This is a genomic window from Bacteroides bouchesdurhonensis (assembly GCF_900155865.1).
In the GTDB taxonomy this organism is placed as follows: domain Bacteria; phylum Bacteroidota; class Bacteroidia; order Bacteroidales; family Bacteroidaceae; genus Bacteroides; species Bacteroides bouchesdurhonensis.
The window spans coordinates 1,067,390-1,081,986 of sequence record NZ_LT707006.1; the positions used below are offsets into that span (position 1 = coordinate 1,067,390).

The following is a 14,597-nucleotide window of genomic DNA, read 5'->3' on the forward strand; positions in this document are numbered from 1 at the left end:
TTCAGTTTGCACAGGAATAATGACTATTCCTAAGAACGCTTAACACCGATTGATTATTCCTTTCTGATTCACTATACATCTCCAAGATTTTTTCCTATCATAAGCATTCTCCTTGATTTTCTACAGCCTTTTCCACCAATCTCACCTTATTTCTCCCTTTATTTAAAACATAACCTCTTGAATAAGCGTTAAATTATTATCCCGTTGTATATCAGCTGTTTACGGATGTCCCATCCCTATGATTTATCTCCTGAACCTTTCCTCACGAGTGAGGGCAAATCGTTGCTCCCACTCTTCTCCCCCCGTATCTCTCATCACTGAACCCCCTATAAACAGGGACTTTTATGAACATAGTTAGGGCGTGAGGGCAAATTGAATACAAATTACGTGTGGTGACATAATCCTGAGTTCCAGTTTCTCTTTCTTCTTTTCCTTCTCGCGCGTCTCGCGCGCGCGTAATATAATAATGAGCTTTCCTTTCCCCTTGTTTTCCTTCCAATTGAAAATTATGTTCTACAACATCCCTATCCCTCAGCCACTTACCCGCCGCCATAAAAAAACATGCATAAAAAGTGCTTAAAAATTAGGATCACATCCTAAAATCCCCTACTTTTGCACCCGCTTTCCAAGAGAAGAAAGCCTTAGTTGCTTGACATGCTGCAAAAGCGTAATTCGGCTTAAATAAAGAACAAAAAAACTTCTTAAAAGTTTTGGAAGTAATGTAATAAAGTTCTTATCTTTGTCGTCCAATTCGCAAAGAAACGGTTTAAAAAGCTTCTTCTTGTTTGTCCCTTCTTTCCCTTTCGCTAAGAGAGCCTTAGAAAGAACCAAGAGAAGGATCTGAAAAAAACTTCCGAAATATTTGGCAGTTACAAATAAACCCTTTACCTTTGCACCCGCTTTTGAAGATGAAGCGATTAAGTTCTTTGACATATTGATAAACAATACAAGTAGTACAAGAAAAAATGTAATAAGCAAATTTTAAATCGTCATTTTTCGGTAAAGTTAAATCACCATTTAATAATTGAGACTACCAGTTTATACTATTGATTACATTTTAATGTTGGTCATCTTTGGCTGGGGGTACCCCCAGCCAAAGATGCGTCTTTTTCCTCTTCAAAAATGGATTTTCGGTTTCCCATGCGGTAGCTTTGCCCGGCGAGTTTTATGACCTCGCAGTGATATAACAGCCTGTCCAGAATTGCTGAAGCCAGCACTTCGTCATCCAGCGTTTTGGCCCATTCGGTGGGTGCCTTGTTCGTGGTAATTATCAGTGAGGCTTTCTCATGAAGCGTGTTGATCAGATTGAAGAATCCTGCGGCATCCTCTTTTTTCACCGGGAAGAGCATTATATCATCGATGGCCACCAGATCAGCTTTGAGCAGACGGTTGTATGCACTCATGGCCGAAGGCATCAGCGTTTTCATCTTGATGGTGTTTATGACATCCTCCATCGTGACCATGTAAGCCTTGTATCCTTGCCCCACAGCCTCGTACACGAGTCCTGCGGCGATAAAGGTCTTGCCTGTTCCGGAAGGTCCCATGAGTATCAGGTTGTAGTTCTGTTCGAGCCACCCCAGCCGGCGCAGTTCACGCAGTCTTGGTGCGGTTATACCTTGCGAGTAGTTGTGGTCGAAAAGGTCGAGGTCGTGTCTTGCCGGCAGAGCCGCCGCTTTCAGCCGCCGTTGGAAGTCCTTGCTGTCTCTTTCCTGAACCTCGCGGGAGAGCAGGTCATGCAGGAACTCGACATGGGTTTTTCCCTGCTCCTGCGCCAGATGAGCTTCAGATTCCAGCAGGCGTGGCAGGGCGTACAGGCGCAGACGCGAGCACAGGTTCTTGATTTGTTCGTTCGTTATCATACGAAAAGGGTGTTAAAGGTGGATATGTCTGTTTTCTCGGGGATCATGGCGGATGTGTCGGCTCCGGGAACCGGCCCGGTTTCCGTCCGGACCTCGATGGGGGCTTCTCCCTTACGGATCCTGAGGGTCTCGGCTACCTCCATCAGGCTGCATCCGTTGAAGACACCTGCCTTGAGGCACTCGGCAAAAGCTTCGGTAAGCGTGATGTCCGAGTATGCCGCGTGGCGCCGCACTATAAACTGGAGGTTGTCGCGGTAATTACGGGCCTTATGCACACGTAGTTGTGACAAATATGTATCAATCACCGTGCTTACGGGAAGTTCTTTGCGTACAAAAGCCTCATAATCGTCCAGCGGGGCTTCGCGGTCACGCCGGTGGGAGGTGTTGCTTACCAGACGTCCCTTATCTCCGCTTATTTTGTGAACGGCAAGGGTTTTGCCTGTCTCATGGCTGTAGATATATAGCCGGCCTTCCTTTTCTTCGATATAGACCAGTGTCTGATGGCCGCGGTAGGTGCCTGTGGGAACGCTGTAATAGTTGCCCCTGTAGGTTATCACGTTGTCCTTGCGCACGTGATGCGGCAAGAGGGTTTCGCAAGGGACTGTCGGAACTCCCTTATAAGGCGTGAGGTGTGCTTTCTCCGTCTCGAACTCCTCAGACGGGACACGACGTATGCCGTGGTGTTCCGTGCCGTTGGCCGTGCGTTCCAACCAGCCAAGGGCCTCCTTGTTGAGCAGGCCTATGTCAACCAACTCGCGGCCGCGAAGGAAGTTGTACTTCACATATTTGACGACGTTCTCTATCTTGCCTTTGCTCTGGGGATCGGATTTGCGACAGAACACGGGCTCAAAGCCATGTTCACGGACAAGAGTGCGGAAACCGCGGGTAAGCACCAGGTCACCAAGGTTTTCATTGACAAGAAACACCTTGTCCTGGTCATAAACTATTTTTCGGGGTACTCCCCCGAAGAACTCGAAAGCCAGTTCATGGGCATAAACCGCAAGAGCGGTGGTAAACGGTGTACGGCTAAAGAAGACGAACTTATACCTGCTGCGGCTCAGGCACATCGCAAAGAAATACACTTTTAAAGACTGTCCCGGAGGTGTCTTCATCCACCGTTCACCGAAGTCGCATTGGGCGTATTCGCCATAGGCCGTCTCGGGCTGTTTCTCATAGGGGCGGTAACCTTTCTCAACCTCCTTGGGAAGATCGTGCGTTAAACGCAACCGGTTGACGAAGTTGAAGACCGTTTTGGGAGTCACGCACGGAAGATCCGAAAAATGCTCCTTCAAGCGGTCATGGAGCTGCGGAGCGGACAAAAAAGGCCACTTGCGCAACTCATTGACTACATAAGATTCATAGCCGTCAAGTTTATGACCGTAATGACGGTCATAGCTCTGGCTGGAAATGAACTCTTCTTCTGTCATGGACAGATACTTGGCCACCGTTTGACGGTGGAGACCTAAGGATTGACCTATTTGGGTCTTGTTTAGGCCAGTTGAAAATAATTCTTTAACTTTGTACCACATCAGATACTTCTTTAATTGGGAAGTCTCGGTCATAGCATTGTAATTAGTAGTTAGCACCACAAAATTACAATGCTATTTTTTCTAATCATGTCGATTTTACTTTTCCGATTTTTGACGATACAAAGTTACCGATTACAAATGCTGTTTTCAAAGATTTTTGTTATCTTGTAGCCGATTTAAAATACGATGTCAGAAACATTATATTAGGAGTTTAATGATAAAAACACAATATTTAAAGACTTGAAAAATGGAAAAATTAAGATATTTCATAGTTATATTATTAGGAATACTAATGTATAGCTGTACATCTCATTCACCTTTAAAGAAATATAGAGAGACAAAAGTAAATGCAAATATGTTGGATACTATATCTTATAATCGCCTAGGTGCTTATAAAGAGACAGCAGAAGTGACCTACCTATTTGGATTCATCCCGCTTAATATTTATGGATGTGGAAGTGAACATGCTCCTATTTCTCCAAATGAATTAGAGGTATTATCGAAGGAGCAGGAAGAAAGTGCACCATTATATGATAAAAGTATGATGAGATTACTTATAAGTCCGAAGGTTTCTACTGAAATTAATTTCAAGTATTTAGGCATTTATAAATATAAAAGAACAACTATTGAAGGGATAAGTGTAAGTTCACTTTCTCAAAATGAAAGGGTACTACTAGGTATAATAAATAACTAATATTGTTGTATGTGATTGATAAATAGTTAATTATGCTCTATTCTACTTCTCTGGCACGCATTTGGCATAATACATGGCAGATAATTTTAATAGTTAATCATAAAAAAGAAAGAAGATGGAAATTACACTCTCATTCATTTTTGCCTGTTAAGCGGGATTGTTTTATGTACATAGCACTATTTGTATTGGGTATTGTAATCTTCGGTTATTTAATGTATTACTTATTAGACCCGAAAAGTTTTAAATTACACAATTAAGGTAAAAGTATGAACACAGAAATTTCAGGGGTGATTTTGCAAATTATCCTGATGTTGGTATTGTCTTATCCATTGGGAAAATACATTGCAAAGGTTTATAAAGGAGAAAAGACGGGTCAGTCCGAAAAGGGGCAGGAACAAATGGTGTCTCAAGGTCCTACTACTGCTATTATTCCTATTAAACAATTAGGTACGAATGGAGGTGGCTACTTTGGTGTAAATTCATCTCATCCGTTGGAGAATCCAACTTACCTGACGAATATTGCAGAATGCTGGTCTATTTGCAGATTATAGTAATACTGTTATTACCATTGCTTCTTTAATCTCGTTGTTCGTTTGTTTAATTCCGACGACTATCGGTGGGCTACTGTCTGCTATTGGTATTGCCGGAATGGATCGTGCACTTCGTGCTAATGTCATTACTAAACCTGGTAAATTGCAAATGATACCGAAAATAACTAGGCCGATCGAGTTGATAGAATATGTGATTAAGACAAATTAGGTACAAGCATTCAGATAGAAGTAGAATATCCGGAAGAGAAAATAGGAAAACTTTTTGTTGATAGCGAAAAGATAGCATGGGTGTTGACTAATTTATTGAGCAATGCTATCCGTTATTCCAAAGAAAACGGTCGTGTCATTATTGGTGCTAAACGAGAGGAAGAAATTATCGAACTTTATGTCCAAGACTTCGGCAAAGGCATTGATCCGCGTTATCATAAAAGTATTTTCGACCGTTATTTCCGTGTGCCAGGTACGAAAGTACAGGGTAGCGGGTTAGGATTGTCTATCTCTAGAGACTTTGTGGAAGCTCATGATGGTACATTGACAGTAGATTGGGTAAAGGGAGTCGCTTTATGATGCGATTGAAGGCTTGATGGAGAGAAAAATCTATTTCATATCTTTTTCATTGTAAGTCCTATCAAAATGCACATTATCTATATTTTATAGCATGAGAGAACAGAATCTATCCGGGAAAAAACGTATTTTTGCTACATGCTTTGTATGGAATTGTGATAGTATTCTTAATTAGTAATTCCTTTATTCAAAATAAATTAAATTATATATGGAGAAAAAACTACTAAAATGGATGTATTGGGGAATCTTATTACTGTTTGCATCTTGTGCTTCTATGGTAAAAAAAGAAAGTGCGGAGATATTGCAATCTGTTCCTTTTCATCGGGTGCATCTGGAAGATAACTTTTGGTTACCTCGTTTGAAGACTCAGAAAGAGATTCTTGTTCCGTTTGCGTTGGAGAAAACCAGACCGGCTATGGATAACTTGAGGAAAACCGGTAATTTCTTGAAAGGAATCAAAGATGAATTACCTTTTCCACATCGTTTTATTGCTTCTGATTTGTATAAGGTGATGGAAGGAGCTGCTTATCTACTTATTCTGGAAAAAGACTCAATGTTGGAACATACCATGGATAGTATCATTGATCTGATTGGTGACGCGCAGCAGGAGGATGGATATTTGTATGAATCCCATACAACAGGTGTGGCAGCCCAGCATAAGGATGAAATGGGAGAAAAGCCTTATTCATGGGTTGTTCATAGCCATGAACTGTACAATATGGGACATATGTATGAAGGAGCAGTAGCTTATTATCAGGCAACCGGCAAAGATAAATGGCTGAATATTGCAAAGAAAAATGCCCGTCATATTAATCATGTGTTTTTTGAAGGCGATCCGAACTATAATAATGGCAAACCTATTAATCAGGCACCGGGACATGAAGAGATAGAATTAGCATTGGTTAAGCTATTTCAAGCTACAAATGATTCGCTTTATCTGCAAATGGCTAAGAAGTTTATAGATATACGTGGAGTGACTTATAAACCTGAAGGAGAAGGAGTGATGTCGCCGGATTATGCCCAACAACACTTGCCGGTACGTGAACAAACAAAAGCTGTCGGACATTCAGTCAGAGCTACCTATCTTTACGCCGGTATGGCTGATGTACTTGCTCAAACGGGCGATGAAACTTTAAAACCTGCTTTGGATAGTATCTGGGCTAATATTGTGGATACCCGAATGCATATTACTGGTGGTTTGGGAGCCATTCATGGAATTGAAGGGTTCGGACCGGAATATGTGCTACCGAATAAGGAAGCATATAATGAAACTTGCGCAGCAGTAGGGAATGTGATGTTCAACTATCGTATGTTCATGGCCGAAAAAGATGCTAAATATATTGATGTCGCAGAAGTTGCATTATATAATAATGTCTTGGCAGGGGTGAATCTTGAAGGCAATAAGTTCTTTTACGTCAATCCGTTAGAAGCAAATGGGACTAAAGGTTTCAATCAAGGTAGGAAGGGGCGTTCACCGTGGTTTGATTGTGCATGTTGTCCTTCTAATATTGCCCGGCTTATTCCTCAGATAGCAGGAATGATGTATGCACATACTAGTGATGATATTTATTGTACGCTATATGCCGGCACATCTACTACAGTTCCTTTGAGTACGGGTAAGGTCGATATTAAGCAAGAAACAAACTATCCGTTTGATGAATCAGTGCGTTTTGAGATATCTCCGGAACGTGATGGACAAACTTTTGCAGTACATTTTCGTATACCTACATGGGTGACTAGCCAATTTGTTCCCGGTAAGTTATATAGCTATCTCAATAATGAGAATGCTGATTGGGAGTTGATACTTAATGACAAAAAGGTTTCTGCTCAAATAGAAAAAGGATTTGTTACTATCAATCGTGACTGGAAGAAAGGGGATCGGATAGAGCTTAAATTGCCTATGCCTGTTCGTTATAATACGGCTATTCATGAAGTGGAAGCAGATCTTGATCGTGTATGCATCACTAGAGGACCTTTGGTCTATTGTGCCGAAGCTATCGATAATGCTGCGTTAGTGAGTAGTTATGTGGTGAATGCTTCAGAAAAAGAAACTGTGCGTAAAGAAACTGAAGGGGTACTCAAGAATATTGATCTTGTCACGATACCGGCCACTTCTGTCTCTGATTCTAATATTCAACAGCTTACTTTAGTTCCTTATTATGCTTGGGATAATCGTGGAGATGATGCAATGATTGTATGGTTCCCTCAAACTGAGGATTTGGCTCGAGCATCTGTTCCTGTTATATCTGAATATATTTCTAAAGTGAACGCATCTCATACGTTTGAATTGGATAATATGTATGCTATGGTAGCTAATAAATATCCGGATAGTTCATCGGATACTTCAATTGAACGATGGACAAGTTGGCCGGAGAAAGGGAAAAGCCAATGGGTAGAATTAAAACTGAAAGCTCCTCTTAATTTACAAAGCTTGTCGGTATATTGGTATGATGATAATGGTGGCGTACAAATCCCAAAGTCGTGGAAGCTGGAGTATAAGAGTGATGGTAAATGGAATGATTTTCCATTGTATGTTACTGATGAATATGAGGTACAAAAGAATCAGTATAATATGGTACATCCCGGGAAACCGATAATCACTGATGCACTTCGTTTGCAGATACAACCAAAACCAGACGCAGCTGTAGGTATTTTAAGTATTGATATTGAAGAAGTGAAATAGTTATCTTATCAAAGTGAATGAAAAAGTCTGAGACTAATGTCTTTTGATAAATAAGTTATAAGATGGCACTATACATAAGAGTTTGTGTAGTGCCATTACTTTTGCCAGTCAGATGTATAAACATAATTAAAACGTCCTCCGGGAGCGACATCTCCACTGACATAAAAGTCCATGATATTCCCTTCGTCCTGCATATTATCACACCATTTGAATTCTATATTGACAGAGGAATCTAAACCCAGTAGTTTCTTTTCTATTGCTATTTCGAGTATATTATCTTTAGCAGAAAATGTCCCTTTACCGATAGGGCTCCATATCCATTTATTCTTATCACATTTTTCAATAATCACGTTCTTTCCGATAGGAGTCTGGTGGTTGATTATATAGTCGTATCCATTCCATCCCGTACTTTTATTTCTATCCGCATCAATGAACAACATCATCCAATTCGGATCTTTGCAGGAGGTCAGTGCTTCAGCAGTTTCTACATAAAAATAGATATATTTATCATCATGAGTTACTTTTGCACCGATTATATCGTTACGCCCACTTGCATCTTTATAATAGGTATTATATCTGCCGGCGCAATCTCTATGCACAGTGTTTCCTTTGTAAGATGTGTAATAGGGCTTCACGTCCTCCCAACTTCCCTTTTTCCCGAGTTTGATTGTTTTAGGAACTGAAGGCTTTTCAGGTTTATTCATCCCTTTAAATTGTCGGACATTATCAACAAGTTGTAAGTAGTAGACATCTCCTTTGTCTCCCCAACCTTTATTAGGTTCTATATCACGACTGCAATTCCAATTATATTGATCGACAAAAGAAAATGGTTTACCTGTCCAACCATGTTCCGGTAGCCACATACCTGCAATATATTCATTCCAACCAGTTACGAATATTAGTTCAGGATCTAATTCATGAGCTCTGTCCCATTGCTCTTGGAAATTCCAACCATATAAATAGCCATCTACGCGAGGATCAACTCCTTTACTTACCGTAAAACTCCTACCATAAGCGTTTGGTAAATTAAAGGCACTGCAATGACCTTTACTTATAGGATTTGCATTTTGAGCTACTCCGACTGTTACTTGTTCGAAGTTGTTGTTGTCTGTTGCCACATAACCGTGCTGGGGATACATTTCCAACCATCCCCATTGATCTTTTCTGGTCGGACCATTGACATAATCCGGTTGGCCCGGGCGGAAGGTGAAAAAGTTTGCGATTTCTTGATCAGTTTTGTCGGTTGTTAAATTATCCGGGTAAGCCATAATGCAAGGTTTCCCTTTCCATATAAACCATAAGTCACTATATCGGTTAGGTTTATAAATATCTTGATAGAGTTGGCGGAGAGAGACTAAAGAATGGGGAGCGGGTCCAAAAGGCAACATGAAAGCAATCTTCGGAACATTGACTCCATCTATACGGGCTTGTTCCCAGGTTTTCATCAAAGCTTCATAAGACTCTTCCCAAGTAAAACTCCCGTTTGTACAATCAAAGAAGACTACATCTACTCCTGCGTCAGCCAATAGTTCTGCATGTTTACGCAACACCCAAGGATCTGTCGTTCTATAATAACCAAACAGTGGTTGTTCCCAATAAAAGAAACCTGGTTTATTCTTTCCCCATGCTGGATGATCATATGAAGCCATTGCTTCCGGATATTGACGAACGATTTCAGTTATATTTTTAATAGGATATGTCGTGTCATCTATGCCTTGATGCCAAGTCCAGTAGAACATAGCTACATATTTATTTTTCTTTTTATCACCGGTGTCTTTATATTCTTTGACTTTTCTTCCGAGTGCATCGGTAGCAGCCCAGTTATCGCTATTGACTGTTGGATTTTGAGCATATGTTGTAGTGGCTAATATTGCTCCTAAAATTAGGATTAAACTGTATTTCATGATAGTATTAGATTTAAAGGAGTAATATATAAATCTTATCATTATGATTTGAATTATATACCAAGGAAATCTTTTGTTTTCTATGGGGCGTAAAGTTATAACAAAATGAGTAGTTTTCCAAATTTGCTAATTGTTTGTTGTCTAACGGTTCAATATTTATGTAAAACATTCATTTCATACAGAAATTCTTTCATCCTGCTTTAAAATTAAGATCTATCGGAGATCTTAATTTGTAAAGAAGCAGGGTACTAGGATTGGATTGCGGAACTCATGATTAAGAGATATTACTAAGTTTTTGTTTGCCAGTTCCTATTTTGTTTGATATCTGCTTAAATGTCTGTTTATCAGCAATAAATGCACTGCTATTACATGAATAGTTGTAGAAGACCTATAAAGAAATGTTTTGTTCAATTAAATTTGAAATGAAACTTTGCGGAATCAATACATTGCTACAACTTTGAAAATCTTTATATTTGCGGATAATTTGGAAATAAAGTCAAACTATTGGCAATAAAATAATTTAAAAGAACCGGAATCAGATGAAACAGGACATGATTGTTATCCTTGACTTGGGTAGTCATGAGAATACGGTATTAGCTCGCGCTATCCGTGCATTAGGAGTTTACAGTGAGATTTATCCTCACGATATCACAGTGGAAGAACTGAAAGCATTACCCAACGTAAAGGGTATTATTATCAATGGTGGACCGAACAATGTGATTGATGGTGTTGCTATTGACGTAAATCCGTCTATTTATAAGTTGGGCATTCCCGTCATGGCTGCCGGTCATGATAAAGCGACTTGTGCAGTGAAACTTGCGGAATTTGTAGACGATATCGAAGCTATTAAGGCTGCTGTAAAATCATTTGTCTTCGATACTTGCAAAGCTGAGGCTAACTGGAATATGACTAACTTTGTGAACGACCAGATCGAGTTGATTAAGCGTCAAGTTGGTGATAAGAAAGTATTGTTAGCTCTGTCAGGGGGAGTTGATAGCTCTGTGGTAGCTGCTCTGCTTCTAAAAGCAATCGGTGATAACTTAGTTTGTGTGCATGTAAATCATGGATTGATGCGTAAAGGTGAATCTGAAAATGTAGTCGAAGTTTTCAGTAATCAATTGAAAGCAAATCTTGTCTATGTAGATGTTACAGACCGTTTCCTGAATAAATTGGCAGGGGTGGAAGATCCTGAACAAAAACGTAAAATTATCGGTGGAGAATTTATTCGTGTATTTGAAGAAGAAGCACGTAAGCTGGATGGTATCGACTTCTTAGGTCAGGGTACTATTTATCCGGATATTGTGGAAAGCGGAACAAAGACTGCTAAAATGGTGAAATCTCATCATAACGTAGGTGGTCTGCCCGAAGATCTTAAATTCCAATTAGTAGAGCCATTACGACAATTATTTAAGGATGAAGTTCGGGCTTGTGGTTTGGAGTTAGGTTTGCCTTATGAGATGGTTTACCGTCAGCCTTTCCCGGGTCCTGGCTTAGGTGTCCGTTGTTTAGGTGCTATCACACGCGATCGTTTAGAAGCAGTACGTGAGTCTGATGCTATTTTGCGTGAGGAATTCCAAATAGCCGGCTTAGATAAAAAGGTATGGCAATACTTTACCGTAGTACCTGATTTCAAATCTGTTGGTGTGCGTGATAACGCCCGTTCTTTTGATTGGCCGGTTATTATTCGTGCTGTCAATACCGTAGATGCGATGACAGCTACTATTGAACCGATAGATTGGTCGATTTTGATGAAAATCACAGATCGCATTTTGAAAGAAGTGAAGAATGTAAATCGCGTATGTTATGATATGTCGCCGAAACCTAATGCGACTATAGAGTGGGAATAAAAAAATAAACTAAAACGCCCCGAAAGTTGAATAGAAATATGAACTGCACTTTTGGAATTTTGTGTCCAACTTTTTGTGTTCAGTTTAAAAACTTTTTTGGGTATTTCTTTATAAGAAAAAGGCATTCAGAAGTGTAGGTCTTCTGGATGCCTTATTTATTAAATAGTATAACTCGGAACTGAACTAGCGACCTCATGTTAATGAATCCATAAATACTTTTCTTGTTGAGAGTTGCGTGCAATTTGCATGTAAATGATAGTTTTGTGTTTATAGTTCCAACACTATTACAAAGAAGACTTTGGTGATGGCTTTATAGGAAGTATGAAAGTCTATCTGAATGAAAGCAAAATGTTAAAGCTATATTAAATAACAACCGGACTGGAAAACAGACTGGACACAATGGATATACGAGGGAACTTTAAGAATGTGATTGTACTTTGGACAATAGATGATGAGGCTATGAGGAATGTTATCGGTATGGACTGGGAATGCGTAAATAAAGTCAGATTTGATTATTGGGATGCTTTAGGGATAAGGAGATGTGTGAGAGAAAGATGTAAATACAATGAACTGACAGAGGTATTGGGTAAGATAAAAATAGCTCTGCTAATATAATAAGAAGGATTGAGTAGCAGATGTATAAGGCATGAAGAGAGAAGATATGTTACGTTGTCTTTTAAAGTGATACAGAAAAACTTAAATTTTTATTTCCCTTCTCTCTTATCATTTAGGAAACAGTACGAAGTGGTATCTCTTGTTATTTATTTCATTATTTTTATTCTAATTTATTACTATGAATATTGGACATAGCACTTACAATGAAAATAGAGGCTATTTCAGAAAATAATAATTAAAGATATGATTAATAAAACAATCAGTGACTAAAATAATGCAGATGATTCGAAAAGTAGAATTCGTTATAGCCTTGGTCGCATCCTGAATATGATTAAGGATTATTAAAAAAATAGTAAACAGAAAGAGTCAGATTGGTGTTGGCAGAATAAGAATACAAGCAGGCGAAGAAGTTGTTACCAATGTTTGTTTCATCTGGCATATTTGATCACCGGAACGATGATATAAGAAATCTTAAAGAGTATTTTAATGTATTAGTTCTGGATTTTGACTAATTTTCAAGCTATAATGACGTCGGTGGACTAAAAAATGATCAGTAATGCAAAATGTCTCCATATCTATGCAGTGCGGTTTTCACCGAGTGGATTAGAAGTAAAAGTGGTAATGCTTTATGATAATCCAGATTCGATGTATCCATCTAGAACTTTCTAGATATGTCAAAGAACAATTCTACTCTGGTATACCACAGTTTGATGATGAATGTGGTAACCTTTCCGTATATATTTATGTTTGGACCCAGAGGTTTGTATTAATCTGCAACGGGATTATCTTACCTTTTATCATATTGAGTATGATCCGTCTATGAGGGCTGTTCCCATGAGAAGTTATAATCATGGAACATAATCGGCAGAAATAACTAAAAAGAATTGTTTTTAGTACAATGGAAGGGCAAGACGCTGATTAATAGGAAATCAAAGACTGAAGTTAAAAGAAAATGGATAATAGTGAATGGAAAATAAGAAGGAGGCAGGTATAGTTTGAATTGACATAGCCTCCTTTGGTTTAGTATATGATAGAATATTTCCCCCTTTTATCCTTTATTTCGATATTCTAACGGAGTCATTCCTGTGTATCGTTTAAAGTATCTACTGAAAAAAGAAATATTAGGAAAGTTCAGCGAATCGGAAATTTGTTGTATGGAAAGGTTTGAAAGCTTTAGTTGGGATTTCGCATCTATAATTACCATGTATGATATGAAGTCTGTACATGTCTTTCCGGTAACCTGTTTTACTATTGTACACAAATATACTTGAGTAACTTTCAATTTTTCGGCATACCAGGCTACTCTTTTATTTTGGGTATAGTGGTAAAATACTAGTTGTGCGAAATTTCGGCATAGTTGTTCGTTTTTTGAAAGAGAAAAGGTGTTCGCTCCCCTATGTTTATATAATATGGATATACCAGTATGTGCATTCAGGTAAATATTGTATGTAACCCTTTTTCTGGTTTCTTCATCCATGGATGAATATAGTTGCTGCAAGAATATGAAGTGAGTTTTTATCATATTTGCTTCTGCCGATTTTATAGTCAACTTGGCTTTTCCCAATGCGATATATAATGTTTCAGGTATTATATTGTTTGGATTATGATGTTCCATGTATTGTTGGGAGAATCCAAGAATATGGAATTCAGAATTAGTTTCTATTCTGTGGATTTGCAATACACTTCCTGGGGTAAGAATTACCAGATCATTAGGCTTTGCTATCATTAAGTCTGTATTGATTGTGGCTTCTATTTCCCCTTCCATGCATAGAAATAGTATTTCACATTTTAAACGTACTGGATACTTTAAATATTTTTTTAATGACTCCCGATTAATATTGGTGTGTACAATCCAGTCATTAGATAAATCTATTTTTAGAATTTCATTCTTCATATTTCAGACTTTTGGTACAAATATAAACATTAAAAATAAAAAATGATATTATAAGTTATTTTTATATACATTTTATAGCGTTTTTCATATTCGTTTTAGTATGTTATAAAATAGAATAGGAAATATATATAAATAGCAGATAATACTTGTTGATGATTGTACGAATGGTATTTGGGTCGATATTTAAGTAATACGCGTAAATTACTATGATAAATTTGTATGTTTTTTTGTTAAAGGTATTTGACTGTATAGTAATTAATATTATTTTTTACGTTCAAAATTAAAAATAGGACAAAAAAAATAAAAAATAGATATTGATATTAACATTAATGCTCTTTTACTTTGCATCAAAATATATAAAAAAACATTATAATATAAAACGGTATTATTGGGGAGGTTAAATTATAGCTGTTTTGTTCTTTTCTTATTCTTGTAAGGATTTTAAGATAATCATTTA

9 protein-coding genes and 2 pseudogenes are annotated in these 14,597 nt (G+C 38.3%); 6 read left to right on the forward strand and 5 right to left on the reverse strand.

Annotated features, from left to right (window positions below; all coding sequences use genetic code 11):
* Positions 1-606: 606 nt before the first annotated feature.
* The 3 genes from CZ225_RS23840 to istA all read right to left on the reverse strand — a co-directional run bounded on the left by CZ225_RS23840 (position 607) and on the right by istA (position 3,421).
* Complete coding sequence (locus CZ225_RS23840) at positions 607-933, reverse strand: hypothetical protein (protein WP_200800543.1); 327 nt, start codon at positions 931-933, stop codon at positions 607-609.
* Positions 934-1,067: 134 nt separating this feature from the next.
* Positions 1,068-1,859, reverse strand: coding sequence for an IS21-like element helper ATPase IstB (gene istB, locus CZ225_RS04295; RefSeq protein WP_077152941.1), 792 nt, complete (start codon positions 1,857-1,859; stop codon positions 1,068-1,070).
* Entirely contained in the window at positions 1,856-3,421 is a 1,566-nt protein-coding gene (istA, locus tag CZ225_RS04300; RefSeq protein ID WP_077155672.1) for an IS21 family transposase, read from the reverse strand. The genes istB and istA overlap by 4 nt, the downstream gene beginning before the upstream one ends.
* A gap of 214 nt (positions 3,422-3,635) precedes the next feature.
* Here istA and CZ225_RS04305 point away from each other — a divergent pair, with 214 nt between their 5' ends.
* The 4 genes and pseudogenes from CZ225_RS04305 to CZ225_RS04320 all read left to right on the forward strand — a co-directional run bounded on the left by CZ225_RS04305 (position 3,636) and on the right by CZ225_RS04320 (position 7,880).
* Positions 3,636-4,082, forward strand: a complete 447-nt coding sequence (locus tag CZ225_RS04305) for a hypothetical protein (protein WP_077153093.1) — start codon at positions 3,636-3,638, stop codon at positions 4,080-4,082.
* A 386-nt stretch (positions 4,083-4,468) separates the two neighbouring features.
* Positions 4,469-4,621 (forward strand): annotated as a pseudogene (locus CZ225_RS22935) (potassium-transporting ATPase subunit KdpA); the annotation flags it as partial.
* A gap of 148 nt (positions 4,622-4,769) precedes the next feature.
* Positions 4,770-5,217, forward strand: a pseudogene (locus tag CZ225_RS04315) (sensor histidine kinase); the annotation flags it as partial.
* A gap of 188 nt (positions 5,218-5,405) precedes the next feature.
* Positions 5,406-7,880: a glycoside hydrolase family 127 protein gene (locus CZ225_RS04320; protein WP_234982992.1), complete on the forward strand. Its 2,475-nt coding sequence runs from the start codon at positions 5,406-5,408 to the stop codon at positions 7,878-7,880.
* A gap of 95 nt (positions 7,881-7,975) precedes the next feature.
* Here CZ225_RS04320 and CZ225_RS04325 read toward each other — a convergent pair whose 3' ends face one another.
* Positions 7,976-9,784, reverse strand: coding sequence for a hypothetical protein (locus CZ225_RS04325; protein ID WP_129585740.1), 1,809 nt, complete (start codon positions 9,782-9,784; stop codon positions 7,976-7,978).
* Positions 9,785-10,323: 539 nt separating this feature from the next.
* Here CZ225_RS04325 and guaA point away from each other — a divergent pair.
* Entirely contained in the window at positions 10,324-11,631 is a 1,308-nt protein-coding gene (guaA, locus tag CZ225_RS04330) for a glutamine-hydrolyzing GMP synthase (RefSeq protein ID WP_077153096.1), read from the forward strand.
* A 399-nt stretch (positions 11,632-12,030) separates the two neighbouring features.
* Positions 12,031-12,246, forward strand: coding sequence for a hypothetical protein (locus tag CZ225_RS04335; RefSeq protein ID WP_077153097.1), 216 nt, complete (start codon positions 12,031-12,033; stop codon positions 12,244-12,246).
* A gap of 1,048 nt (positions 12,247-13,294) precedes the next feature.
* On the opposite strand, the gene CZ225_RS04340 is transcribed toward CZ225_RS04335, so the two are convergent.
* Positions 13,295-14,140: an AraC family transcriptional regulator gene (locus CZ225_RS04340; protein WP_077153098.1), complete on the reverse strand. Its 846-nt coding sequence runs from the start codon at positions 14,138-14,140 to the stop codon at positions 13,295-13,297.
* Positions 14,141-14,597: the final 457 nt, after the last annotated feature.